At 63.0% G+C, this 22,632-nt stretch carries 20 protein-coding genes and 1 pseudogene; 12 read left to right on the top strand and 9 right to left on the bottom strand.

Going from position 1 to position 22,632, the window contains the following annotated elements; all coding sequences use genetic code 11:
* Positions 1–7: 7 nt before the first annotated feature.
* Both ACFPWW_RS10165 and petA read right to left on the bottom strand, forming a co-directional pair.
* Positions 8–1,294 (bottom strand): cytochrome b, encoded by a 1,287-nt coding sequence (locus ACFPWW_RS10165; protein ID WP_112572511.1) that lies wholly within the window; start codon positions 1,292–1,294, stop codon positions 8–10.
* A gap of 14 nt (positions 1,295–1,308) precedes the next feature.
* Positions 1,309–1,884, bottom strand: coding sequence for a ubiquinol-cytochrome c reductase iron-sulfur subunit (gene petA, locus ACFPWW_RS10160; RefSeq protein WP_112572509.1), 576 nt, complete (start codon positions 1,882–1,884; stop codon positions 1,309–1,311).
* A 287-nt stretch (positions 1,885–2,171) separates the two neighbouring features.
* Here petA and ACFPWW_RS10155 point away from each other — a divergent pair, with 287 nt between their 5' ends.
* Positions 2,172–3,101 (top strand): endonuclease/exonuclease/phosphatase family protein, encoded by a 930-nt coding sequence (locus ACFPWW_RS10155; protein WP_377311537.1) that lies wholly within the window; start codon positions 2,172–2,174, stop codon positions 3,099–3,101.
* Here the strand turns inward: ACFPWW_RS10155 and ACFPWW_RS10150 are convergent.
* Positions 3,072–4,970, bottom strand: coding sequence for an ABC transporter ATP-binding protein (locus ACFPWW_RS10150; protein ID WP_377311558.1), 1,899 nt, complete (start codon positions 4,968–4,970; stop codon positions 3,072–3,074). The two genes, ACFPWW_RS10155 and ACFPWW_RS10150, sit on opposite strands and share 30 nt — an antisense overlap.
* A gap of 162 nt (positions 4,971–5,132) precedes the next feature.
* Between ACFPWW_RS10150 and ACFPWW_RS10145 the strand changes: the two genes are divergently transcribed.
* Positions 5,133–5,384: a CopG family ribbon-helix-helix protein gene (locus ACFPWW_RS10145; protein WP_112563230.1), complete on the top strand. Its 252-nt coding sequence runs from the start codon at positions 5,133–5,135 to the stop codon at positions 5,382–5,384.
* Positions 5,385–5,451: 67 nt separating this feature from the next.
* Here the strand turns inward: ACFPWW_RS10145 and ACFPWW_RS10140 are convergent, their stop codons facing one another.
* Positions 5,452–7,308, bottom strand: a complete 1,857-nt coding sequence (locus tag ACFPWW_RS10140) for an ABC transporter ATP-binding protein (protein ID WP_112563232.1) — start codon at positions 7,306–7,308, stop codon at positions 5,452–5,454.
* Positions 7,309–7,693: 385 nt separating this feature from the next.
* On the opposite strand from ACFPWW_RS10140, the gene ACFPWW_RS10135 reads away from it, so the two are divergent.
* Together ACFPWW_RS10135 and ACFPWW_RS10130 are read left to right on the top strand one after the other, a co-directional pair.
* Positions 7,694–8,155, top strand: coding sequence for a tRNA (cytidine(34)-2'-O)-methyltransferase (locus ACFPWW_RS10135; RefSeq protein ID WP_377311536.1), 462 nt, complete (start codon positions 7,694–7,696; stop codon positions 8,153–8,155).
* A 193-nt stretch (positions 8,156–8,348) separates the two neighbouring features.
* Positions 8,349–9,995: a Na/Pi cotransporter family protein gene (locus tag ACFPWW_RS10130; RefSeq protein WP_112756018.1), complete on the top strand. Its 1,647-nt coding sequence runs from the start codon at positions 8,349–8,351 to the stop codon at positions 9,993–9,995.
* A gap of 2 nt (positions 9,996–9,997) precedes the next feature.
* On the opposite strand, the gene ACFPWW_RS10125 is transcribed toward ACFPWW_RS10130, so the two are convergent.
* Positions 9,998–10,258: a hypothetical protein gene (locus ACFPWW_RS10125; RefSeq protein WP_112563238.1), complete on the bottom strand. Its 261-nt coding sequence runs from the start codon at positions 10,256–10,258 to the stop codon at positions 9,998–10,000.
* Between the two features lie 135 nt (positions 10,259–10,393).
* Here ACFPWW_RS10125 and hemF point away from each other — a divergent pair, with 135 nt between their 5' ends.
* The 3 genes from hemF (at position 10,394) to ACFPWW_RS10110 (ending at position 12,013) form a co-directional block, all read left to right on the top strand.
* A complete protein-coding gene (hemF, locus tag ACFPWW_RS10120) occupies positions 10,394–11,305 on the top strand; it encodes an oxygen-dependent coproporphyrinogen oxidase (protein WP_377311535.1) in 912 nt (303 codons plus the stop codon).
* A 122-nt stretch (positions 11,306–11,427) separates the two neighbouring features.
* The gene (locus ACFPWW_RS10115) at positions 11,428–11,703 is read left to right on the top strand and encodes a hypothetical protein (RefSeq protein ID WP_112563242.1); all 276 of its coding nucleotides are present in this window, start codon (positions 11,428–11,430) and stop codon (positions 11,701–11,703) included.
* Positions 11,704–11,827: 124 nt separating this feature from the next.
* Positions 11,828–12,013 (top strand): DUF1059 domain-containing protein, encoded by a 186-nt coding sequence (locus ACFPWW_RS10110; RefSeq protein WP_112563244.1) that lies wholly within the window; start codon positions 11,828–11,830, stop codon positions 12,011–12,013.
* Positions 12,014–12,015: 2 nt separating this feature from the next.
* Here the strand turns inward: ACFPWW_RS10110 and ACFPWW_RS10105 are convergent, their stop codons facing one another.
* From ACFPWW_RS10105 to ACFPWW_RS10095, 3 genes are read right to left on the bottom strand one after another with little or no spacing between them, the layout of a single operon-like run.
* Positions 12,016–13,272, bottom strand: a complete 1,257-nt coding sequence (locus ACFPWW_RS10105; RefSeq protein ID WP_377311534.1) for a CCA tRNA nucleotidyltransferase — start codon at positions 13,270–13,272, stop codon at positions 12,016–12,018.
* Complete coding sequence (locus tag ACFPWW_RS10100; protein WP_112563248.1) at positions 13,269–13,919, bottom strand: CoA pyrophosphatase; 651 nt, start codon at positions 13,917–13,919, stop codon at positions 13,269–13,271. Before ACFPWW_RS10100 ends, ACFPWW_RS10105 begins: the two co-directional genes overlap by 4 nt.
* Positions 13,916–14,539 carry a DUF1285 domain-containing protein gene (locus ACFPWW_RS10095; protein ID WP_112563250.1) on the bottom strand — a complete coding sequence of 208 codons (624 nt, stop codon included), beginning with the start codon at positions 14,537–14,539 and terminating at the stop codon, positions 13,916–13,918. The genes ACFPWW_RS10100 and ACFPWW_RS10095 overlap by 4 nt, the downstream gene beginning before the upstream one ends.
* Positions 14,540–14,699: 160 nt before the next feature.
* Here ACFPWW_RS10095 and ACFPWW_RS10090 point away from each other — a divergent pair, with 160 nt between their 5' ends.
* The 5 genes from ACFPWW_RS10090 to ACFPWW_RS10070 are packed head-to-tail and all read left to right on the top strand — an operon-like array spanning position 14,700 to position 21,953.
* Entirely contained in the window at positions 14,700–15,710 is a 1,011-nt protein-coding gene (locus ACFPWW_RS10090; protein WP_112703944.1) for an AAA family ATPase, read from the top strand.
* A gap of 13 nt (positions 15,711–15,723) precedes the next feature.
* Complete coding sequence (locus ACFPWW_RS10085; RefSeq protein WP_112703945.1) at positions 15,724–16,644, top strand: DUF58 domain-containing protein; 921 nt, start codon at positions 15,724–15,726, stop codon at positions 16,642–16,644.
* Complete coding sequence (locus ACFPWW_RS10080) at positions 16,641–19,460, top strand: DUF4159 domain-containing protein (protein ID WP_377311533.1); 2,820 nt, start codon at positions 16,641–16,643, stop codon at positions 19,458–19,460. The genes ACFPWW_RS10085 and ACFPWW_RS10080 overlap by 4 nt, the downstream gene beginning before the upstream one ends.
* A gap of 1 nt (position 19,461) precedes the next feature.
* Positions 19,462–21,534 (top strand): hypothetical protein, encoded by a 2,073-nt coding sequence (locus ACFPWW_RS10075; RefSeq protein ID WP_112563258.1) that lies wholly within the window; start codon positions 19,462–19,464, stop codon positions 21,532–21,534.
* Between the two features lie 2 nt (positions 21,535–21,536).
* Complete coding sequence (locus ACFPWW_RS10070) at positions 21,537–21,953, top strand: GNAT family N-acetyltransferase (RefSeq protein ID WP_377311532.1); 417 nt, start codon at positions 21,537–21,539, stop codon at positions 21,951–21,953.
* On the opposite strand, the pseudogene ACFPWW_RS10065 reads toward ACFPWW_RS10070, so the two are convergent.
* Positions 21,954–22,527: pseudogene (locus tag ACFPWW_RS10065) on the bottom strand (GNAT family N-acetyltransferase).
* Between the last annotated feature and the right edge of the window lie 105 nt (positions 22,528–22,632).

Here is a 22,632-nt window from a genome sequence, read left to right as displayed (position 1 = left end):
CGCTTGCTCAGGCCTTGGCCGCCGCAGCGGTCTTGGCCGCTGCCGTCTTGTTGCGCTTTTCGAGCACCGCTTCGGTGATCGAATTCGGGATACGGCGCGGTGTTTCCACCAGACCGAGAACCGGCATCGCAACCAGGAAGAAGGCAAAGTAGAGAAGCGTGCAGAACTGCGAGATCATGACGTAGACACCTTCAGCAGGCTGCGAACCGAGCCAGCCGAGGATGATCGCGTTGATCACGAACAGCCAGTAGAACAGCTTGAACCACGGACGGTAGACCGCCGAGCGGACCTTCGACGTATCAAGCCAGGGCAGGAAGAACAGCACGATGATGGCGCCGAACATGACCAGAACGCCGCCGAGTTTGGAGTCGATCGGGCCGACATTGAAGGTGATCGAGCGCAGCATCGCGTAGAACGGCAGGAAGTACCATTCCGGAACGATATGGGCCGGGGTCTTCAGCGGATCGGCCGGAATGTAGTTGTCGGCATGGCCGAGATAGTTCGGCAGGTAGAAGACGAAATAGGCATAGACGATCAGGAAGACCGAGACGCCGAGCGCATCCTTGAGCGTTGCGTAAGGCGTGAAACGAACCGTATCCGTCTTGGTCTTCACCTCGACGCCGGTCGGGTTCGTCTGGCCGGTGACGTGCAGAGCCCAGATATGCAGCACGACGACGCCGGCAATCATGAAGGGCAGCAGGTAATGCAGCGAGAAGAAGCGGTTGAGCGTCGGCTGATCGACGGCGAAGCCGCCGAGCAGGAACTGCTGAACCCACTCGCCGACCAGCGGGAAGGCCGAGAAGAAACCGGTGATGACGGTCGCACCCCAGAAGGACATCTGGCCCCAGGGCAGAACGTAGCCCATGAAGCCGGTTGCCATCATCAGCAGGTAGATGACGACGCCGAGGATCCAGAGGATTTCGCGCGGCGCCTTGTAGGAGCCATAGTAAAGGCCACGGGCGATATGCAGGTAGACGGCGACGAAGAAGAAGGAAGCGCCGTTGGCATGCAGGTAGCGCAACAGCCAGCCATGGTTGACGTCGCGCATGATCTTTTCAACGGAGTTGAAGGCGATCGTGGTGTCGGCGGCATAGTGCATGGCGAGCGTAACACCCGTCAGGATCTGCACGATCAGCATGACCGCGAGCATGGCACCGAACGTATAGGCGTAGTTCAGGTTCCGCGGAACCGGGTAGGCGACGAAGCTGTCATAGACCATGCGCGGCAGCGGAAGGCGCGCATCGACCCACTTTTCCAGGCCGGTTGATGGTTCGTAGCTGGAATGGCCACTCATAAATCAGTCTCCCCTCAACCGATCTTGATCTTGGTGTCGGACACGAATGAAAAGGTCGGGATCGCCAGGTTCTGCGGCGCCGGACCTTTGCGGATGCGGCCGGCCGTGTCGTAGACCGAGCCATGGCAGGGACAGAACCAACCATTGTACTCGCCTGCCTGACCGAGCGGGACGCAGCCGAGATGGGTGCAGGTACCGATCATGACGATCCAGTTTTCCTTGCCCTGACCGCCCGAACGGTCGGCGCCCGTTGCCGGGGCGTCGGCAGGAAGGTTCGCGTTGCGCGCGATCGGATCCTTGAGTTCCGACAGCTGAACGTCGGCTGCGGCCTGCACTTCTTCGGGCGTGCGGTTGCGGATGAAGATCGGCTTGCCGCGCCACTTGACGGTCAGCGACATGCCGGGCTCGAGGCTCGCCACATCGACCTCGATGGAAGCCAGCGCCAGCGTCGACGCGTCCGGACGCATCTGATCGATGAACGGCCAGGCAACCGCAACGGCCCCGACCGCACCAGCCATGCCGGTGGTGAGATAAAGAAAATCACGGCGAGTGGGCTCTGAGGCCTCGCTTGTCGTTACGTGTTCGCTCACGGCTTAACCATCCTCTGCGCAATTGTCGCGGAATTCCGCCCTGCCCCTCCAGAGGCGGCGAATCTATCAGAACATATTTCGGCCATAGATTCCCCACCAATCCGGCGCGTTCTATGCTTGATCGCAAATTATGTCCAGCCTTGACAAGGGGATGGGGGCACAATGTCGCGGGAAATTTCAGTGAATTTTTTAAGGCAATCACTGACTTGCAAGTTGGTTGCGTTGCAACAAAGAAGGGGTCGTGTTAGGCGCTGCTGAGTTTGCCATACGAATCTGGATTTGCGCCGATGAGGCATACCGTTTTCTGCGTATTGAGCGTCCTCATCACCATCGTCCTGGCCCTCGTTTCGCTCCGTTACGTCACCGGTTTCTGGCTGCTGTCCTTCGTCTACAGCTTCCAGATCCATCTGAGCCTCATCTGCGCCGCCGGTGCGGTCGTCGCCCTGTTTTTCAAGCGGCACTGGTACGGCTTCCTGATGCTGGCCGTGGCGACCTTCCTGAATATCCACGGCGTCATCATGCTGCGCGAATTCGTCGGCAGGACGCCGCAGCAGGATGCCCCCCGGCTTTTCCGCCTCATGTCCTTCAACGTCGAGATCGACAACTGGATCAACAACGAAAAGATCGCCGATGCCGTGCTGGCATCGGGTGCCGACGTCGTCGATCTCATGGAGGCAGTGCCGATCTTCCCGCAGCTGCCGCGGCTGCGGCAGATCTATCCCTACCGCATCGGCTGCGACACGATCGAGGTCTGCGATACGCTGATCCTGTCGAAACGCCCGTTCGCTCATTATGAAATTCAGGATCTCGGCAATCTCTGGAAGCGGCGGCTCGTGTCGGCATCGATCGATTTCGACGGAACGCCGGTCGATTTCTTGTTCACGCACCTCACCAAGCCCTATTTCGACGATTTTCAGAACGAAGAGCTGGTCGATCTGAAAACCGCCATGCAGAGCCATACGGGCGCGCTGGTCGTTGCCGGGGATTTCAATTCCTCGATCCTGGCGCCGACGATCCAGGAACTGTTGCGCGGCACCGGGCTCACCACGGCCTTTCCCGAACCGACGACCTGGCCGGTCGTCGCCGGGCCGTTCGGCATCAGCATCGACCACATCTTCGCAAGGCCGCCGCTGCTCATCCGCTCCACGAGCCGGCTGGAGGACAGTCTCGGCTCGAACCACTACGGCCTAATCAGCGATTTCGTTCGCGAATACTGAGCGCGTTTGCTCGTCCCCGGATGCCAGGAAGCCGCCGGACTGGCGCGCCCAGAGTTCGGCATAGAGCCCGCCCTGCCTCAGAAGCGCATCATGCGTGCCTTCCTCGATAATCCTGCCGCGATCGACCACGACAAGCCTGTCGAGTGCGGCGATCGTCGAAAGCCGGTGGGCGATTGCCAGCACCGTCTTGCCTTCCATCACGCGGTTGAGGTTCGACTGGATCGCCTCTTCCACTTCCGAATCGAGCGCCGACGTCGCCTCGTCGAGAACGAGGATCGGCGCGTCCTTGAGCATGACGCGCGCAATGGCGATGCGCTGGCGCTGCCCGCCCGAAAGCTTGACGCCGCGTTCGCCGACATGCGCGTCGAAACCCGCCCGCCCCTGCTGGTCCCGCAGCCGCTCGATGAAGTCGAGCGCCTCGGCGCGTCTGGCGGCTTCGAAAAGACGTTCCTCGCCGGCATCGGGCCGGCCGAACAGAATATTGTCGCGCACGGACCGGTGCAGCAGCGAGGTATCCTGGCTGACCATGCCGATCTGCATGCGCAGCGATTCCTGCGTCACACCGGCAATATCCTGCCCGTCGATGAGGATGCGCCCGCCTTCGAGATCGTAGAGACGCAGAAGAACATTCACGAGCGTCGACTTGCCCGCACCCGAGCGGCCGATGATGCCGACCTTTTCGCCGGGGCGGATCGTCAGCGAGAAATTGTCGATGACCGCATTCTCCTTGCCGTAGTGGAAGGAAACGTTCTCGAAGCGGATCCCCGGCTGCTTGATGACGAGTTCCCTGGCATCGGGACGGTTGACGAGATGCAGCGGCTGGGAAATCAGCTCGGCCGCATTCTGGATGGTGCCGAGATTGCGCATGATGCCGTTGAACTGCGTCATCAGTCGGCCGAGCAGGAAGTTCAGCCTCAGAACCAGCGTCAGCGAAAAGGCAACCCCGCCCGAACTGATCAGCCCGCGCAGCCACAGATCGACGCTGATGCCGGCCATGGTGACGATCATCAGGCCCGACAGCAGCGCCATGGACGCGCGCACCCCGGTGATGAAGCGCGTGAACTGCAGCACCGTGTCCTGATAGGCGTTGAAGCCGTCGAGCATGTAGCGGTCGCTCTCCTCGTCGCGCGCGAAGAGCTTCAGCGTCTGGATATTGCTGTAGGCATCGACGATACGGCCGTTGAGCAGCGAGGCGGCTTCCGCGGTTTCGCGCGAATGGAAGCGAATGCGCGGCACGAAATAGCGGGCAAGCACGCTGAAAGCCGCCAGCCAGAACAGAACCACCGCCGCCAGCGAGAAATCGAGCTGCCCGACCAGAACCAGCGTCGTGACGGCATAGATGCCGACGAACCACACGCTTTCCATCAGCGACGTGACAAGATCGCCCGTCGCCTGCCCCGCCGACCAGACCTTGGTGACGATGCGGCCGGAAAAATCGCTCTGGAAGAAGGCAAGCGACTGGCGCGACACATGCAGATAGGACTGCCAGCGCGCCAGGTTGTAGAAACCCGGCGTGATGACCTGCTGGTCGATCAGCGCGATCAGGAAGGCGACGACGAAACGAACGATGCCGATCAGCGCCAGCATGCCGAAAAGCTCGCCGCCGTGGGCGGCCAGAAGCGTGCTCCAGCCGGCGCCGGGCTTGATCGTGCTGAGAATGTCGACGAGCCGACCGACGAACCAGAAGAGCGCGGCCTCGATCGCCGCCGACATGCCGCCGAGCACCAGCATGGCGAGGAACGGCCATCTGGCCTGGCCGATATAGAACCAGATGAATCCGAACGTATTGCGCGGCGGCTGAAGATTGTCGCGGGCGCGGAAAGGATCTATCCAGGTTTCGAACAGGCGAAGGATCGGAGTGAGCAGCATCACCGCGATATAGGCCCGTTCAGAATTGCGGCAAAGAGAATATAGGCCAGCCGCAACCTTATATTTTCGTAATGAACGGTAATATCGGCGTCATCTGCATTGATACGGGTGGAAGCAGCCACAATCTCATGCCATGATCGCGTCTTACCGGAGACCGCAGATATGGAAACGAAAACGCTCAATGCGCATCTTCCGCTTCCCCTTGCGGAAAAGCTCGATGCCCTGGCGGACGCGCTGGACGTGCCGCGCGACAGCATCGTGACGGAAGCAATCGCAAGCTGGATCGAACGGGAAGAGCGCCAGCGCATCTTCACGCTGCAATCGCTCGCGTCGAATTCGATCATCGTGGTGGAGCATCATCGCGTCATCGACTGGGCCGACAGCCTCTGCGCCGATCGGGTGCGCACGATCTGAACGGCAGATCATCTTTTCAACCGGATGAAAGACAGGCCCTTCCCACTTATGCGGGAAGGGCTGTTTCTTACTCGGCTGCCACTTCCGCCTCTTCCTCGTGGTCGGCAAGGAAGCCACCGGACTGGCGGTTCCACAGGTCGGCATAGATGCCGCCGTGGCTCACCAGCTCGCCATGCGTGCCGCTTTCGATGATGCGGCCCTTGTCGAGCACGATCAGCCGGTCCATTTCCGTCAGCGTCGACAGGCGGTGGGCGATCGCGATGACGGTCTTGCCTTCCATCAGCGCGAAGAGGTTTTCCTGGATCGCCGCTTCCACTTCGGAATCGAGCGCCGAGGTCGCCTCGTCGAGGACCAGGATCGGCGCGTCCTTCAGGAAGACGCGGGCGATGGCGATGCGCTGGCGCTGGCCGCCGGAAAGCTTCACGCCGCGCTCGCCCACCTGTGCGTCGAGCCCCTTGCGGCCCTGCATGTCGACAAGCCCTTCGATGAACTCCCAGGCATTTGCCCGCCTTGCCGCCTCGATCACGTCCTCATCGCTCGCCTCCGGACGCCCATAGGCGATATTGTCGCGGATCGAGCGATGCAGGAGCGACGTATCCTGCGTCACAACGCCGATCAGCGCACGAAGGCTGTCCTGCGACACTTCGGCAATATCCTGCCCGTCGATGGTGATGCGCCCCGCCTCCAGATCGTAGAAACGCAGAAGCAGGTTCATCAGCGTCGTCTTGCCGGCACCCGAGCGGCCGACGAGGCCGACCTTCTCGCCCGCCCTGATATCGAGCGACAGGTTGTCGATGACGCCCTTGCCCTTGCCGTAGTGGAAGCCGATGCGTTCGTAGTGGATCGCACCTTTCTTCGCTGTGAGCTGCGGCGCACCCGGCTTGTCGACGATATCGTGCTGCTTCGACATCATCTCCATGCCGTCATAGACGGTGCCGATGTTCTCGAAGAGGGCCGAGACTTCCCACATGATCCACTGCGACATGCCGTTGACGCGCATGGCAAGGCCGATGGCGATGGAAATCGCGCCGACCGAGATCGTGCCGTTCAGCCAGAGCCAGATCGACAGGCTGGAGATGATGAACAGCGAGACGCAATTGTTCATGTAGACGCTCATATGGAACAGCGTCACCTTGCGCATCTGCTGGTGCACCGTATCCAGGAAGCCGTCCATGCTCTCCTTGGCATAGATCTCTTCGCGCCCCGCATGGGAAAACAGCTTCACGGTGGCAATGTTCGTGTAACTGTCCACCACGCGGCCCGTCATCAGCGAGCGCGCATCCGCCTGCTGTGCCGCAATCTTGCGAAGCCGCGGCACGAAATAGGCGACGATGCCGATATAGACGCCGAGCCACGCGAGGATCGGCAGCATCAGCCGCCAGTCGGCGGCCGCGATGATGACGATCATCGACAGGAAATAGGTCACGACATAGACGAAAACGTCGAGGATCTTCATGACCGTTTCGCGCACCGCAAGCGATGTCTGCATGACCTTGGTGGCAACGCGTCCGGCAAACTCGTTGGCGAAGAAGGACATGCTGTGGCGCAGCAGGAAGCGGTGCATCTGCCAGCGCGCGATCATCGGATAATTGCCGAGCATCATCTGGTGCATGATGAGCGAATCGAGACCGGCGACGAGCGGCAGGCCGATCAGCACCAGGGCACCCATCCAGATGAGCTTGTGGCCCTCGTTCTGCAGGAAGGTCGCGCGGTCGGCATTCGTCAGCCAGTCGACGATATCGCCGAGAAACTGAAAAAGCGCCACTTCGCCGACGGCGATCAGGGCCGTCAGAAAGGCCATGAGCGCAAGCCATCCCGCGGCAGGCTTGGTATAGTGCCAGCAGAAGGCAAAAAGACCCTTCGGGGGAGCAACCGGCTCCGCGCTCGGAAAGGGGTTAAGTCGCTGTTCGAACCAGCCAAACATGAAAATCGCTCCGGAACTTCCGCATCCCGGCCCCGGCTTCGCACCCGCAAGGGCGCATGCAAGCTCATATGGGAACCGGAGGCTCAAGGGGCGAGGCCGTGGCGGCCGCGCAATGAATCAAATGGGCAATGGGGAAAAGAAAAGCGCCTTATACGCGCCAGGTCGCCAAGCGTGGCATCACGGGCGGGAGGCGCATCAGCACAAATGTATCCATGTCGGCGCTCCCTGTTGGCGATTGAAGACATGCACCGATAACGCGAAAATGCCTAAATTTCCAGCCCCGCCTTACGGGAAAATGATGCTTGAACGGTCAAAAAGCGCCTTGTTGCTTCAAAATCACAGTTCGGATAGGCCATTTTCCCATCACGGCAACGGACAACTTCCCATGGCAGACCTCAGACTGGCGCTCTACCAGCCCGATATTCCGGGCAATACCGGCACGATCCTGCGGCTTGCCGCCTGCCTGGGTTTTGCGGTCGATATCATCGAGCCCGCCGGCTTCGACATTTCCGACCGGAACCTGAAGCGCGCGGGCATGGACTATCTGGCCGCAGCAGCCCTCACCCGCCACGTCAATTGGGACCGTTTCGAGGAATGGCGCGCGGGGACCGGCCGCCGCCTGGTCCTCGCCACCACGAAAGCAGCGCAGCGCTACACGGATTTCGCCTTCCGTCCCGACGATATCCTGCTCTTCGGCCGCGAAAGCGCCGGCGCACCCGACCACGTGCATGAACGCGCCGACGGCCGTATCCTGATTCCCATGGTGGAAGGCCAGCGCTCGATCAACCTTGCCGTCTCCGCCGCGATGATAACGGGCGAAGCCATGCGCCAGACCGCCTGGTCCTGAACCGGCGCCGATGCCGATCCCTGGCGGCCCATATGTCGCAAACCGCGCTTTGAATCGACGCAAAAGCGCCTATATTAATTAGCCAGGCAATCAATGAACCTGCGTAAGCAGCGAGATTCCAATGATTTGCTCGACTGCGGAAACGCGGGGGGGGCGAGAAGACCTTCTCAAGAAGAAGAACAAGACCGGGGCCATGGAATCCACGATCGTCATGATCAATCTCTTCGGCGCGATTGCGCTTCTGCTCTTCGGCCTGGCCCAGGTCAAGGACGGCGTCACACGCGCCTTCGGCGCGCGCCTGCGGACTGGACTTGCGACAGGCACGGCAACCGGGCCTCGATCCATCCTGTCGGGTTTTCTCGCCACCGTCGCCCTGCAGAGTTCGACGGCGACGGCCCTGATGACGGCCTCTTTCGTGGAGCGCGACCTCATCAAGCCGCGCATGGCGCAGATCGTGCTGCTCGGCGCAAATGTCGGAACCGCCGTCACCGCCTGGATCGTCGCGACCGGCATCGAATGGCTGTCGCCGCTGCTCATCCTCGGCGGCATCGTGCTTTATCGCGGAAAATCGACCACGCGCCATGGCGGCGGCGCCGCTCTGATCGGCATCGGCCTGATGCTGCTCTCCCTGCATCTGCTCAGCAACGCGACGGAACCCATGCGCACGTCGCCGGCGCTGGCTGCGTTCATCGGCCTGCTCAGCGATGCCTGGCCCGTCGCCCTGGCCTTCTCTGCGGCACTTGCCTTCGTTTCGTCGTCGAGCCTTGCCGTCGTCGTCCTGATCCTGTCGCTTGCCTCGACCGGCATCGTATCGCCGGAACTGATCATCGTTCTCGTGCTCGGCGCCAATCTCGGCGGCGCGATCCCGCCGGTCGTGGCCACGCTCTCCGGTCCGGCTTCGGCAAAGCGGGTGACGCTCGGCAATCTCATCATCCGCGCCGCCGGCTGCCTGGTCGCGCTGCCCCTCGCCGGCTATGCGGCGCCGCTGCTCGAAATGCTGCCCTTCGGCCCGGCCAAGCTGCCGGTCGATGCGCACCTGATCTTCAACCTCCTTCTTGCTGGCGTAGCCTGGCCCTTTTCGCGGATATTGGCCGCCCTGACCGCCCGCCTCGTGCCCGATGACGCGCAGCCGGACCAGAGTCCCAAATTTCTCGACATGCACGAACTGTCGACCCCTGTCGTGGCCCTTGCCAGCGCAACGCGCGAGGTGCTCGGCGTCGGCGATCTGATCGAACGCATGCTGCTGCGCGCCTCGGACGCCTTCGAACACAACGACATGTCCAAGCTCGCCGAAATCCCCGCGCTCGAAAAGCGGGTCGATCTGCTGCAGCAGGAGGTCAAGATCTATCTCTCCAAGCTCGGCCGCAGCGGCCTCAGCGACGAGAACGCGCGCCGTTCCATCGTCATCATCGACTACGCCATCAATCTCGAGCATATCGGCGACATCATCGAAAAGGGCCTGCTGGAACAGGTCGGCAAGAAGGTCTCGCTCGGCCTGAAATTTTCCGAGGACGGCTACAGGGAATTGCGCCGGCTGTTTGACCTGACGATCGACAACCTGCGCGTGGCCCAGACGATCTTCGTCACCCGCGACTTCAACCTCGCCAGACAGATGATGGAAGTGAAGGTCGAAGTGCGCCGCATGGAAAAGCAGTCGGCCGAGCGGCATCTGGAGCGCCTGCGCGACGGGCGCGCCGACAGCCTGCAGACGAGTTCGCTCCATCTCGACATGCTGCGCGACCTGAAGCGCATCAACGCGCACATCGTTTCGGTCGCGCATCCGATCATGGACGAAAGCGGCCTGCTGATCGAAAGCCGCCTGCGCAAGGCGGCGGAATAGGCTCAGTCGGCGGACGGCAGGCGGCGCATGGTGAATTCGATCTGGTCGCCTTCCAGCTGGCGCCAGCTTTCCACCTCGGTCCAATAGGCGGCTTTCGGATATTCGTCGAACCATTCGCGCGCCTTGGCGCGGGCCTCGATAAGTCCCATCCGGTACGTTTCGCGGACGAAATGATCCCTCTCCCGGGCGGACGCTTCTGCCCGATGCCTTGCGATCCTGCGCTTCAAGCCTTCGAAGGGCGGAGGCCCCGGAATTTTTGCCATAAAACCTACCTCTGAACGAAAAGGTAGTATCGAAATTCCCCCTTTGCGAGTCGAATCTTGCAGGTGCTCGCCTCTGCTGGCGGGCAAGTGCTGCACCTGCTAAACCAGAAGCGCAATCAGGAAAGAGCGAATCGCATGGAAAGACCGGAACTGCCGATCGGCCTGCCCGAAGACATCGAGGACAAGAAGGCCGCCGCCCGCGCATGGTTTGAAGGGTTGCGCGACACGATCTGCGCGTCCTTCGAGGCGCTGGAGGATGAACTCGAAGGCCCCCTCTCCGATCAGGAGCCCGGCCGTTTCGTCGCCAAGGACTGGTCGCGGGACAACGGGGCCGGCGGCGGTGGCCGCATGTCGATGATGGAGGGCCGCGTTTTCGAGAAAGTCGGGGTGCACACCTCCACCGTCTTCGGCGAATTCGCACCGGATTTCCGCGGGCAGATCCCCGGCGCCGCCGAGGATCCGCGCTTCTGGGCGTCAGGCATTTCGCTGATCGCCCACCCCGTCAATCCCAACGTGCCTGCCGTTCACATGAACACCCGCATGGTCGTCACCACCAGCCGCTGGTTCGGCGGCGGCGCCGACCTGACCCCGGTGCTCGACCGCCGCCGCACGCAGGAGGACGAGGATACGCAGCTCTTCCACAAGGCCATGGAAATCACCTGCCGCAACCACGCGGTCGCCGATTACGATGCCTACAAGAAATGGTGCGACGACTATTTCTTCCTCAAGCATCGCAACGAGGCGCGCGGCGTCGGCGGCATCTTCTACGACTGGCTGCATTCCAGCGAGGAGGCCGGCGGCTGGAATGCCGATTTCGCCTTCACGCGCGATGTCGGCCGGGCCTTTTCCATGGTCTATCCGAAGATCGTCCGCTCGAACTTCAACAAGGAGTGGACCGAGGCGGACCGTGACGAACAATTGATTCGCCGTGGCCGCTATGTCGAGTTTAATCTGCTCTATGACCGTGGGACGATCTTCGGCCTGAAAACCGGCGGCAATGTCGAATCCATTCTCTCGTCCCTGCCGCCTGTCGTGCGCTGGCCCTGAGCCGCGAGAGCCTGCTGATAAATTTGAAACACTATTCCGGTAAAATCGCGTTGAAAGGCCTTCATCAGAACTGAGTGCGTCCTAAGTCAGAACCTGTGCGTTACAATCGGAGGAGGATTGTCATGACGGTACAAAGCGGCTCGCCTGCTTCTGCAGATATCCAGGAAACGTCCCGCGCGATCGAGGCGCCCGAGTTTCTAACGCGCATCGCCGAAGGCTTGAGAGCGAAAAGCGGCTCCGATCTGCCGCTCTCATGCTTTGTCGAGCAGGTTAAATTGCAGCTTGCGGGCGGCAAGACTCCGGAAGAACTTCAAGAGCAGGCAACAGGTGCTGCCAACAGCAACAGGCCTGCCCAGCTTTCGGACACCTACCTGGCCTGGGCAATGCCCCACCAGTAAACAGAGCCTTTCGGCCGACATCCAGGTCGGCCGAAGCTTTCTCCCCGGAACCTTCTCCATTGCCGCACATTCCTCAATCGCGCGAAAGCGCGATGGTTTTGCATTTCAGAGACAGGAGAAGACCATGCGACTTTTCGAATGCGGTACGCTCGTTCCCGGATGCGATTGGCACACCAGAGCCGACAACGACGCTGAAGTCGTTCGCCGCGCCGTCGAACATATGAGGACTGCCCACGGCGAAACGATCATTCGCGAAAACATGGTGGACAATATCAAGGCCCGCATCCGCGACGAAGCGAACGCGGCCTGATTTCAACCTGCGATCTCCGTAAGCCGGGCGAGCAACGCCGCCCGGTCGGAGACGAAATTCTCTTCCACCCACTGGTTTTCCAGGGTCGACAGGATTTCGCCGACCTTCGGGCCGGCCGGTATGCCTGCGGCCATCACATCGGCGCCGTTCAGCGGAAACTGCGGCTTCTTCCAGAGGCGCGCATGGTCCAGAAGCTTCGAAAGCCGCGCCGAACGGCTCATCTCGTCGAAGCTGCCGCCCTCTGCCTTGCCCCGCGCGACACCGAGCGCCAGCTTCAGCCGCACGACGATGCCCTCGGTGCCGTTTCGATAGAGCAGCCGCTCGAACCCGGCCGCCGAAATCTCGTCATTGACGGGTGCTGCCTTGGCCCAGGCCTTGAAATAGGCCGCTTCCGCATTCGAAAGCTTCAGGCGTGCCGCAAGCGCCTCAAGCCGCGCCGCATCCGGCGGGACGATGGCAGCGACTCGCAGCAGGGGATCGGGCGCCCAGCCGAGCGCCTTCTCGGTGGCGACGAGCGCCGGAATGGCGTCGATGCCCCATTTTTCCGTTTCCGGCAGGATTTCCGTGAGCACCGCGACTTGCCGCATCCATAGCAGCGCCCGGCCGGGATCGTCGGCGGCAAGCAGCTTGCGCAGTTCGGACCAGACCCGTTCGGCCGACAATGTCTTCAGCTTCGACCTTGCTGCCGACGACGCTTTCAGCCCTTCCGCATCGGGCCGGCCGGAACCGTACCAGGCAAAGAAACGGAAGAAGCGCAGGATGCGCAGATAATCTTCAGCGATCCGCGTCGCCGCATCGCCGATAAAGCGGATGTTGCGCTTCTCGATATCGCCAAGCCCGCCGACCAGATCGATCACCTTGCCGCTGGCATCGGCATAGAGCGCATTGATGGTGAGATCGCGCCGTTCCGCATCGGTCTGCCAGTCCGTGCTGAAGGCAACCTTGGCGCGGCGCCCGTCCGTCTCCACGTCGGTGCGCAGCGTCGTCACCTCGAAGGGCCTGCCGTCGATGACGAGGGTCACGGTGCCATGGTCGATGCCTGTCGGGACCGCCTTGATGCCGGCCGCCGCCGCCCGCTCCGTCACCGCGTCGGGCAGAAGCGTGGTGGCGATATCGATATCGGCGACCGCAAGCCCCATCAGGCTGTTGCGCACGGCGCCGCCCACCACGCGCCCCTCCCCGCCATCGGCGTTGAGCAGCGCAAAAACCCGGCCGAGCGCCGGGTCCTGAAACCATGCCTGGTCGGCGACTGAGGTCATGCATAGAGCCTTTCGTAGAGCGTGCGGACGATGCCGGCGGTGATGCCCCAGATCATCCGCGTTTCATAGGGCATGCGGTAGAAATGCCGGTCGATGCCATCGACCATGCGCTTGTCGCGCGTATGGTTGGCGGGGTTCATCAGGAAGGAAAGCGGCACTTCGAACACGTCGTCCACTTCGACTGGATTGAGCTGCAGCGAAAACCCGCGCCGCACGACACCGAGAACCGGCGTAATGCGAAAGCCCGTGGACGAGAGGTAATTCGGCAGCCGCCCGACCGTTTCCACGAACTGGCCGGCAAGTCCGATTTCCTCTTCGGTTTCGCGGATCGCCGCCATCTCCGCAGACAGGTCGTCGGGATCGATCGAGCCGCCCGGAAAGGCGATCTGGCCGGAATGCTTGCGCAGCGTCGATGTCCGCTGGGTGAAGATCACCTTGGCCTCGTCGCCGTCGTCGACCACCGGCACCAGCACCGCCGCGTCCCGCAATTTCAGCGTCTCGACGAAGGCCACGATATCGGGATTGAGCACATGATCGCCATGGTCGCGCCAGGCGTGATCGACGGGCGCACCGACCTGGTGGAGCGCGCGGCGGCGGAACTCGGCTGCCGAAAACGGCGGATAGGTCGTGCTGATCGCGTCACTCATCGGGAAGCTGCTTCCAGTTCGTCGGCCGGCATGATCGGAAAAGTCTCGCCGCCCGAACGGATGACGAACATGTCGCGGCCGGCGATCGCGGCCACCTCGCCGAGTTCGACCAGTTCGTACATCACGGCGCGTGACACCAGGGCTTCAAGCCGGCCCCGCACATGCAGGTAGGGCTTCAGTTCGCTGTCCTTCCCGTGATCGGGAAAGCGCAGCGGATGATCCCTGCCGGCCTCTATGACATCGCCGACATTGGTGCGGAAGGTGAGAACCTGGTGCCCGTCCCGCGTGCTGGCATTCATCTCGACGGCCACAAAAGGCGCGTCGACGACCCGGATGCCGACCTTTTCCACAGGAGTTACGAGATAGGTCCTGCCGTCGTCATCCCTGCGTAAAACGGTGGAAAAGAGCTGGACCAAAGGCATTCGGCCGATCGGCGTGCCCATGTAGAACCATGTGCCGTCCGCCCGGATTTCCATGTCGATGTCGCCGCAAAAGGGCGGATTCCACTTTTCGACAGGCGGCAATCCGCGTTTTTTGCCGGATTTCGCCTCGGAAGCGCGCGAAATCAGCGCGGCAAGCCCCGCTGCATCCGCCATCTGCTTCATTTCCTCGGCTGCCATTCTTCCGTCCCGGTTTGCTTTTAACAAAATCAAGTCACGAGATAGTCATTTGAAACAAACTTGTCAGCCCGCAACATCTTCATAACTGTATCGGGTATGAGGCACGCCTATTAAAGTCAGACGATTCGCAGCCGAATGATTTCAGCCGTTGGAGATGCCCATGGGTATGATCAAGACCGAAGCCAGCCTCGATGAACAGGCGATTGTCGCCGCCGCAGAAAGAGCGCTATCCGATATCGCCGCCATCCGTGCGGAAGTCTCCAAGGTTATCTTCGGTCAGGAAAGCGTGGTTGAAAACACGCTTCTCGCCGTTCTCTCCGGTGGTCATGCCCTGCTCGTCGGTGTTCCCGGCCTCGCCAAGACAAGGCTGGTGACGACGCTCGGCGAAGTTCTCGGCCTTGCCGCCAACCGCATCCAGTTCACCCCCGACCTGATGCCATCGGATATTCTCGGCTCCGAAGTCATGGACCAGGACGAAAGCGGCCGCCGCTCTTTCCGCTTCGTCAAGGGTCCGGTCTTTGCCCAGCTTCTGATGGCCGACGAAATCAACCGCGCCTCCCCGCGCACCCAGTCGGCGCTTCTGCAGGCGATGCAGGAATATCATATCACCATTGCCGGCCAGCATTTTGACCTGCCTTCGCCCTTCCATGTTCTCGCGACACAGAACCCGCTGGAACAGGAAGGCACCTATCCGCTTCCCGAAGCCCAGCTCGACCGCTTCCTGCTGCAGGTCGACGTCCACTATCCCGAGCTTGCCGCCGAGCGCCAGATCCTGCTGGAAACCACGGGCCTGACCGAAGCCCGACCCCAGCCGGTCATCGATGCCGCGCGCCTGTCGGAAATCCAGACGCTCGTGCGCCAGATGCCGGTCAGCGATACTGTCGTCGATGCCATTCTTTCGCTGGTGCGCTCCGCCCGTCCCGGCCAGGGCAACGCCTCCACGGACAAGCATGTCGCCTGGGGTCCCGGCCCGCGCGCCGGCCAGGCGATGATGCTCTGCGCCCGCGCCCGCGCCCTCTACGAAGGCCGTCTGGCGCCCTCGCTCGACGATATCTACGCGCTGGCCGAACCGGTTCTCGAGCACCGCATGGCATTGACCTTCGCCGCCCGCGCCGAGGGCATGTCGGTACGCGACGTGATCGCCGGACTGGTCAGGCAGGCAAAGGGATAAGGAAGCGCAGCGCGTGGCATCCATCGGACAGATCGTCAACCCGACGTCAGGCAATGATGCCCTTTCCCGCGCAAGGCAGCGGGCCGCCCTCGTGCCGGATTGCCTGGTCGAAGCCAGGCGCATCGCCAACACCGTCATTGCCGGCTGGCACGGTCGCCGCAAGCGCGGCATCGGCGAGAATTTCTGGCAGTTCCGTCCCTATAGCGAGGGCGAGAGCCTCTCGCGCATCGACTGGCGCCGCTCCGCCCGCGACGACCATACCTATGTGCGCGACCGCGAGTGGGAAGCCGCCCACACGATCTGGCTCTGGGCCGACATGTCGCCCTCGATGATGTACAAGTCGAGCTATGGCAGCGTGTCGAAGGAAAGCCGGGCGCTGGTCGTCATGCTGGCGCTCGCCGAAATCCTCGCGCGCTCCGGCGAGCGCATCGGCTGCCCCGGCGTGATGGAGCCGATCTCCGCCCGCAACGCGGCCGAAAGGCTCGCAGCCGCCCTGATGCATACGCCGCTCACCGGTGGCCTGCCCGAAACCGTGATGGTGCGCGGCTGGAGCGATCTCATCCTCATCGGTGATTTTCTCGATGACGCCTCTGCCATCATGGCCCGCCTCGGCCCGCTTGCCCGTCGCGGCCTGCGCGGCCACGTGGTCGAGATCGCCGATCCGGCCGAGGAAATCTTCCCCTATAACGGCCGCACCGAATTCACCGACCCGGAAACCGGCGAAAGGCTGACCTCCGGCCGGGCCGAGGCACTGCGCGAAGACTATCGCAACGCCTATCTTGCCCGGCGCGAAAGTCTCGGCCAGTCGCTGCGCCATCTCGGCTGGACCTTCGTCAGCCACCGCACCGATCATCTCGCCTCCGAAGCGCTGGTCGCCGTCCATATGTATCTTTCCGGCATGCCGGCAAAGGCAACACATGGAGGACAGTTTTGAGCGCGCTTCCCTTCGCTTTCGCCTATCCCGCCATCCTCGGCGCGCTGATTGCCCTTCCCGTCATCTGGTGGCTGCTGCGGCTCACCCCGCCGCGCCCGCAGGCGGAGGTCTTCCCGCCGCTGAAAATCCTCGCGACCGTGCTGAAACGCGAGGAAACGCCGGCGCAAAGCCCCTGGTGGCTGACGCTGCTGCGCATGCTGCTTGCGGCCGCCGTCATCCTGGCGATCGCCGATCCTGTCTTCAATCCGCGCACGAGTTCGCTTGCGTCCGGCGGCCCGCTCGTTCTCTTCATCGACAATAGCTGGGCTTCGGCCCCCGATTGGGAGCGCCGCGTTCAGACGGCGGACGCGCTGATCGACGATGCCGAATCCGCAGGCGCCATCGTCTCGATCGCCTTTAGCGCCGATCCGAGCAACGACGCCACACCCGGCACAGCCTCGGCCGCCCGCGAAAAGCTGCGCGCCGCCGAACCCAAGCCGCTCGTGCCGGATCGCCAGCGGGCGTTCGAGGCCCTGCGCGCAGCACTCGACGGCACCCGCCCCGGCACGCTTGCCTTCCTGACCGACGGCGCGGCCAGCAGCGATGCCGACGGCATCGTCCGCCAGCTCTCCGACCTCCAGCCCGCCGAACTGCGCGTGATCGAAGGCGATGCGGCCCAGACGATCGCAATCTCGGGCGCCGCCAATACGGCGGATGCCATGACGGTCAAAGTGACCCGCCTCGGCTCCAGTGGTGCAGCCTCCGTCCCGCTCAACGCGCAGGACGCCCAGGGCCGCGTGATCGCCACCGGCAGGGCCGATTTCGCGCCGGGCCAGACAGCCGTCAATGCCGGCATTTCCGCCCCCTTCGAGATGCGCAACGATTTTGCCCGCGTCAGCATCAATACCGGCGCCACGGCAGGCGCGGTGCATCTGCTCGACGACGCTTTCAAGCGCCGCAGGGTCGTGCTTCTGTCGGGCGAAAGCGGCGACGAGTTCCAGCCGCTTCTGTCCCCGCTCTACTACATCCAGCGGGCGCTCGAGCCCTATGCGGATCTCGTGCGGCCGACCGATGCCAATCTTTCTGTCGCCATCCCGAAGCTGCTCGCCAACAATCCCTCGGTCATCATCATGGCCGATATCGGCCGCCTGCCGGAGGATACCTACGCGCCCTTGCAGCGCTGGATATCGAATGGCGGCATGCTGTTGCGCTTTGCCGGCCCGCGCCTTGCCGCCGCACCGGCCGACGATCCGCTGATCCCGGTCATCCTGCGCCAGGGCGAACGTGCGCTTGGCGGCAGCCTGTCGTGGAGCGAACCGCAGGCGCTCGCCGATTTCCCGGCCTTCGGCCCCTTTGCCGGCATTCCGCGCCCGACCGACGTGACGATCAACCGTCAGGTCCTGGCGGAACCGACGCCCGATCTTGCCGAGCGCACCTGGGCCAGCCTTGCCGACGGCACGCCGCTCGTGACCATGAACAGGATGAATGCCGGCCAGATCGTGCTCTTCCATGTGAGCGCCGAAGCAACCTGGTCGAACCTGCCGATCTCGGGTACCTTCGTCGAAATGCTGCGCCACCTCGTCCAGATCTCGCGTTCCGGCGGTGTGACATCGGAATCGTCGGGCAGTGTGCGCGTTGCCGAAACCCTGCCGCCCTTCCGCATGCTGACGGCCAAGGGCACGCTCATCACCGAGACCGGCAATGCCCGTCCGCTGATCCCGAACGCCAAGGCCGCACCCGTTGCCAATTTCGACAATCCGCCGGGCCTTTACGGCTCCGAGGACGGCTTTGCGGCGCTGAACGTCCTGCCCGACAATGCCGAATTGAAGCCGCTCGACATGACTGGCGTCAATGTCGTGCGCGCCGGCCTCGTCGGTGGTGAAAGCTGGTCGGCCAAGCCGCTGCTCTTCTTCGTCGCCTTCCTGCTGTTGCTGGCCGACAGCCTGATCGTGCTCTTCATGAACGGCGCCTTCTCGCGGATGCGGCCGCGCGCCCGCACCCTGGCAACGATCGCCATTGCGCTTTCGGCAGGCCTCATGCTGCGGCCGGACCTCCTGCATGCCGACGATACCCAGCCCGGTGACGACATCATCATGCAGCGACTGGACAATACCCATCTCGCCTATGTCGTGACCGGCGAGCAGGATGTGGACGATATTTCCGAAGAGGGGCTCAACGGCCTCACGAGGTTCCTGACCTACCGCACGACGCTGGAGCCGGCCCCGCCCGTCGGCCTCGACCTCAACAAGGACGAGCTCTCCTTCTACCCGATCATCTACTGGCCGATTTCTGCGGCCGCACCGATGCCGTCCAACGCCGCCATCAGCCGTATCGACGCCTATATGCGCAATGGCGGAACGGTGCTTTTCGATACGCGCGACCAGATCGACTCGCTCGAAGGCGGCAGCGACACGACCGCCAACGGCCAGCGCCTGCAGCAGATCCTCGCCAATCTGGATATTCCGCCGCTGGAACCCGTCCCGCACGACCATGTGCTGACCAAGTCCTTCTATCTGCTGTCCAGCTTCCCCGGCCGCTACGCCGGCAGCCCGCTCTGGATCGAGGCGCGTCAAGGCAGCCAGAACCAGAACAACGCCAACAGGCCGGCCGCCGCCGCAGACGGCGTCTCGCCGATCCTGATCACCGCAAACGATTTTGCCGGCGCCTGGGCCGTTGACGACAATGACACGCCGCTGCTGCCGACCGTGCCGCCGGACGAAACGCAGCGCGAATATGCCTTCCGCGCCGGTGTCAACATCATGATGTACATGCTGACCGGCAACTACAAGACGGACCAGGTCCACGTGCCCGACCTGCTCGAACGGCTGGGGCAGTGACATGACCCTCGATTATTCGCCCTTCCTGCCCTGGCCCTATCTCGCGGCACTGACCGGCATCGTGCTTCTGATTGCCGCCTTCGCGATCTGGCGCGGCATCCGCGGCGCGTGGGTGCGCACGCTCGCAGCGCTCGCCCTGCTCGCGGCACTCGCCAACCCGGTCCTGCTGCAGGAAGACCGCGACCAGCTTTCGACCATCGTCCCCGTCATCGTCGACCGCAGCCAGAGCCAGCAGACGGCCGATCGCATGACGATGACGGACGAGGCGCTTGCCTCGCTGAAAACGCAGCTTTCGCGTTTCCCGCAGATCGAGCCGCGTTTCGTCGACGTGAACGAAGATCGCAATTCCGACATGCCCTCGACCCGCCTTTTCGAGGCCCTGTCCGCTTCGATCGCCGATGTGCCGCCCTCGCGCGTCGGCGGCGCGATCATGCTGACGGACGGCGAGGTGCATGATGTGCCCGGCGTTAACCAGGCGCTCGGCTTCGACGCGCCGATCCATGGCCTTATCACCGGCAAGCCGAACGAGTTTGACCGCCGCATCGAGGTTATCAAGGCGCCCCGCTTCGGCATCGTCAACGAAGAGCAGCAGCTCGTCCTGCGCGTCTTCGACGACGGCCCGAGCCCCGGCGGCCTGGCAAATGTTACGGTGCGCCTGAACGGCGACGAGATCGCCACCCTGCAGGCGACGCCCGGCCAGGATACGCCCTTCTCCTTCAAGGTGACGCGCGGCGGCCCGAACGTGCTGGAATTTTCCGTCGCCGGCATTTCCGGCGAAGTGACGGATGCCAATAACCGCGCCGTGCACATCATCGACGGCATCCGCCAGAACCTGCGCGTCCTTCTGGTCTCGGGCGAGCCGCATGCCGGCGAGCGTGCCTGGCGCAATCTCCTGAAGTCCGACGCCTCCGTCGATCTCGTGCATTTCACCATCCTGCGGCCACCGGAAAAACAGGACGGCACGCCGATCAACGAACTGTCGCTGATCGCCTTCCCCACTCGTGAGCTCTTCGTCGACAAGATCAAGGATTTCGACCTGATCATCTTCGACCGCTATCAGGACCGCGCCAACGTGCTGCCGATGCTCTACTACGACAACATCGCGCAATATGTGGAAAATGGCGGCGCGCTGCTGATCGCCGCCGGTCCCGAACATGCAAGCCCGGAATCGATCGCCATGACGCCGCTCGCCTCCGTGCTGCCGGCGGAGCCGACCGGCCGGATGATCGAGCAGGCCTTTTATCCCCGTCTTTCCGAACAGGGCCGCAAACACCCCGTCACCCGCGGGCTGGACGGCTCCGGCGACGAACCGCCGCATTGGGGCCGCTGGTTCCGCAGCGTCGATGTCGACCGGCCGCAGGGCCAGACGGTCATGGTCGGCGCCGACAACCATCCGCTGCTGGTATTGAACCGTGCCGGCCAGGGCCGTGTCGCCATGCTGCTCTCCGATCAGGGCTGGCTCTGGGCGCGCGGCTTTGAAGGTGGCGGCCCGCACGTCTCGCTCTATCGCCGCATCGCCCACTGGCTGATGAAGGAGCCGGCGCTGGAGGAAGAGGCCCTGACGGCGCGCACCTCCGGCCGCACGCTGGAAATCACCCGCCAGACCATCGGCGACGCGCCGGGCGACGCAGTCGTGCGCTATCCCTCGGGCAAGACCGAGAACCTGCCGCTGACGCAGACCGAGCCCGGCCTCTACAAGGCCGAAAAGCGGATGGACGAAATCGGCCTCTTCGAAATCCGCAACGGCGACCTGACGACGCTTGCCCATGTCGGCGCCGTCGATGCTCCGGAGTTCAAGGCGATGATTTCGACGACATCGGCACTGAAGCCGATCACCGACAAGACCCGCGGGCTTGTCACCCGTGTCGTCAACAGCGCGGGCGCCATCTCGGTTCCGCCGATCCTGCCGGTGCGCGGCCAGGTGCGCGTGGCCGACACCGACCGCATGGCGATCCGCATGACCAACGAGACCGTATTGAAGGGCATCAACACCTTGCCCCTCTTTGCGGGCTTCGCCGGTGTCGGCATCCTGCTGCTTGCCTTCGGCGCCATGTGGTGGCGTGAAGGACGCTGACGGTGCCTGAGTTCGAGCTCACCGCCTCCCCCTCGCCGGAAGAGCTCGCCGTCATCACCGATGGCCTGACGGCTTTCAACACGGCCGATGTCGGTCCGTCCCAACGCCAGCCGCTTGCCGTGCTGATCCGCGATACCGACGGAAAGGTCTCCGGCGGCCTGTCCGGCTTTACCGCATGGGGCTGGCTCTTCGTCCAGATGCTCTACATTCCCGATATGCTGCGCGGCAGCGGCATGGCCGGCAAGATCCTTGCGAAGGCGGAGGAGGAAGCCGCCGCCCGCGGCTGCCGCGGCGCCTGGATCGATACGTTCAATCCGCACGCGCTCAGCGCCTACCAGCGCCAGGGTTATGAGGTCTTCGGCGAATTGCCGGATTTCCCGGAAGGGCGCACGCGGACTTTTCTCAGGAAGATATTGTGATCATTTCCGCCAGGCGATCTTGCCCTTCAGCCGCGCATGGGCATCTTCCGCGATCGGCACGACAAGCACGCGGCCCGGATCGACGGGACCCGGAAACGTCAGGGCGCCATAGGCGACCTTTTCGAAGCCGAGCGGGCAGTAATAGGGTGGATCGCCGACGAGGATGACGGCTTCCGAACCCTTGCGTCTGGCGGCCTCGACCGCGATGCGCACCAGTTCCCGGCCGATGCCCCTGCTCTTGTGCGATGGCCGCACGGCGAGCGGTCCGAGCAGATGGCCCTTCACCGTTCCCGCCAGAACCGGCGTCATCCTGACCGAAGCGATCGTCTCGCCGTCATCGGCACAGATGAAGGAGAGCGAAAGGTCGTGCGGACCCTGCTCGCGGATACGTGCCGCGGCACGCGTGTGCCGGCCGGGGCCGAATGCTTCTTCGTTGATGAGTTCGATAGCGGCGTCGTGAGACGCATCCTCGGTGAGGTAGACGAGATCGTGCTTGTACATGAGCATGGGAACAGAGACCGGATAGACGCAGATATGTGGGTTCGCGAACACGCCGTCAGGCGTTCGGGAGCATCAGCGTCGTCGCAGGCCTCTGAGAATAGACATCAAGCAGGATTCCAGAATTTTGTGAGGAAGGCGGATAGCAGGAAAAATTTCCGCCGTCCATCGCAAAAATTCG

This window comes from Rhizobium sp. GCM10022189, from assembly GCF_042656325.1.
Taxonomy (GTDB): domain Bacteria; phylum Pseudomonadota; class Alphaproteobacteria; order Rhizobiales; family Rhizobiaceae; genus Rhizobium.
Note: the sequence above shows the minus strand (reverse complement) of the source record. Positions and strands in the feature narration are given on the sequence as shown.

Coding starts and splice junctions, on each gene's coding strand:
- ACFPWW_RS10100 (WP_112563248.1), bottom strand. CDS start 13,919: ATGAGTGACGCGATCAGCACGACCTATCCGCCGTTTTCGGCAGCCGAG.
- ACFPWW_RS10095 (WP_112563250.1), bottom strand. CDS start 14,539: ATGGCAGCCGAGGAAATGAAGCAGATGGCGGATGCAGCGGGGCTTGCC.
- ACFPWW_RS10110 (WP_112563244.1), top strand. CDS start 11,828: ATGCGACTTTTCGAATGCGGTACGCTCGTTCCCGGATGCGATTGGCAC.
- ACFPWW_RS10135 (WP_377311536.1), top strand. CDS start 7,694: ATGGCAGACCTCAGACTGGCGCTCTACCAGCCCGATATTCCGGGCAAT.
- ACFPWW_RS10115 (WP_112563242.1), top strand. CDS start 11,428: ATGACGGTACAAAGCGGCTCGCCTGCTTCTGCAGATATCCAGGAAACG.
- ACFPWW_RS10145 (WP_112563230.1), top strand. CDS start 5,133: ATGGAAACGAAAACGCTCAATGCGCATCTTCCGCTTCCCCTTGCGGAA.
- hemF (WP_377311535.1), top strand. CDS start 10,394: ATGGAAAGACCGGAACTGCCGATCGGCCTGCCCGAAGACATCGAGGAC.
- ACFPWW_RS10105 (WP_377311534.1), bottom strand. CDS start 13,272: ATGACCTCAGTCGCCGACCAGGCATGGTTTCAGGACCCGGCGCTCGGC.
- ACFPWW_RS10090 (WP_112703944.1), top strand. CDS start 14,700: ATGGGTATGATCAAGACCGAAGCCAGCCTCGATGAACAGGCGATTGTC.
- ACFPWW_RS10125 (WP_112563238.1), bottom strand. CDS start 10,258: ATGGCAAAAATTCCGGGGCCTCCGCCCTTCGAAGGCTTGAAGCGCAGG.
- ACFPWW_RS10155 (WP_377311537.1), top strand. CDS start 2,172: ATGAGGCATACCGTTTTCTGCGTATTGAGCGTCCTCATCACCATCGTC.
- ACFPWW_RS10140 (WP_112563232.1), bottom strand. CDS start 7,308: ATGTTTGGCTGGTTCGAACAGCGACTTAACCCCTTTCCGAGCGCGGAG.
- ACFPWW_RS10150 (WP_377311558.1), bottom strand. CDS start 4,970: ATGCTGCTCACTCCGATCCTTCGCCTGTTCGAAACCTGGATAGATCCT.
- ACFPWW_RS10165 (WP_112572511.1), bottom strand. CDS start 1,294: ATGAGTGGCCATTCCAGCTACGAACCATCAACCGGCCTGGAAAAGTGG.
- ACFPWW_RS10130 (WP_112756018.1), top strand. CDS start 8,349: ATGGAATCCACGATCGTCATGATCAATCTCTTCGGCGCGATTGCGCTT.
- ACFPWW_RS10075 (WP_112563258.1), top strand. CDS start 19,462: ATGACCCTCGATTATTCGCCCTTCCTGCCCTGGCCCTATCTCGCGGCA.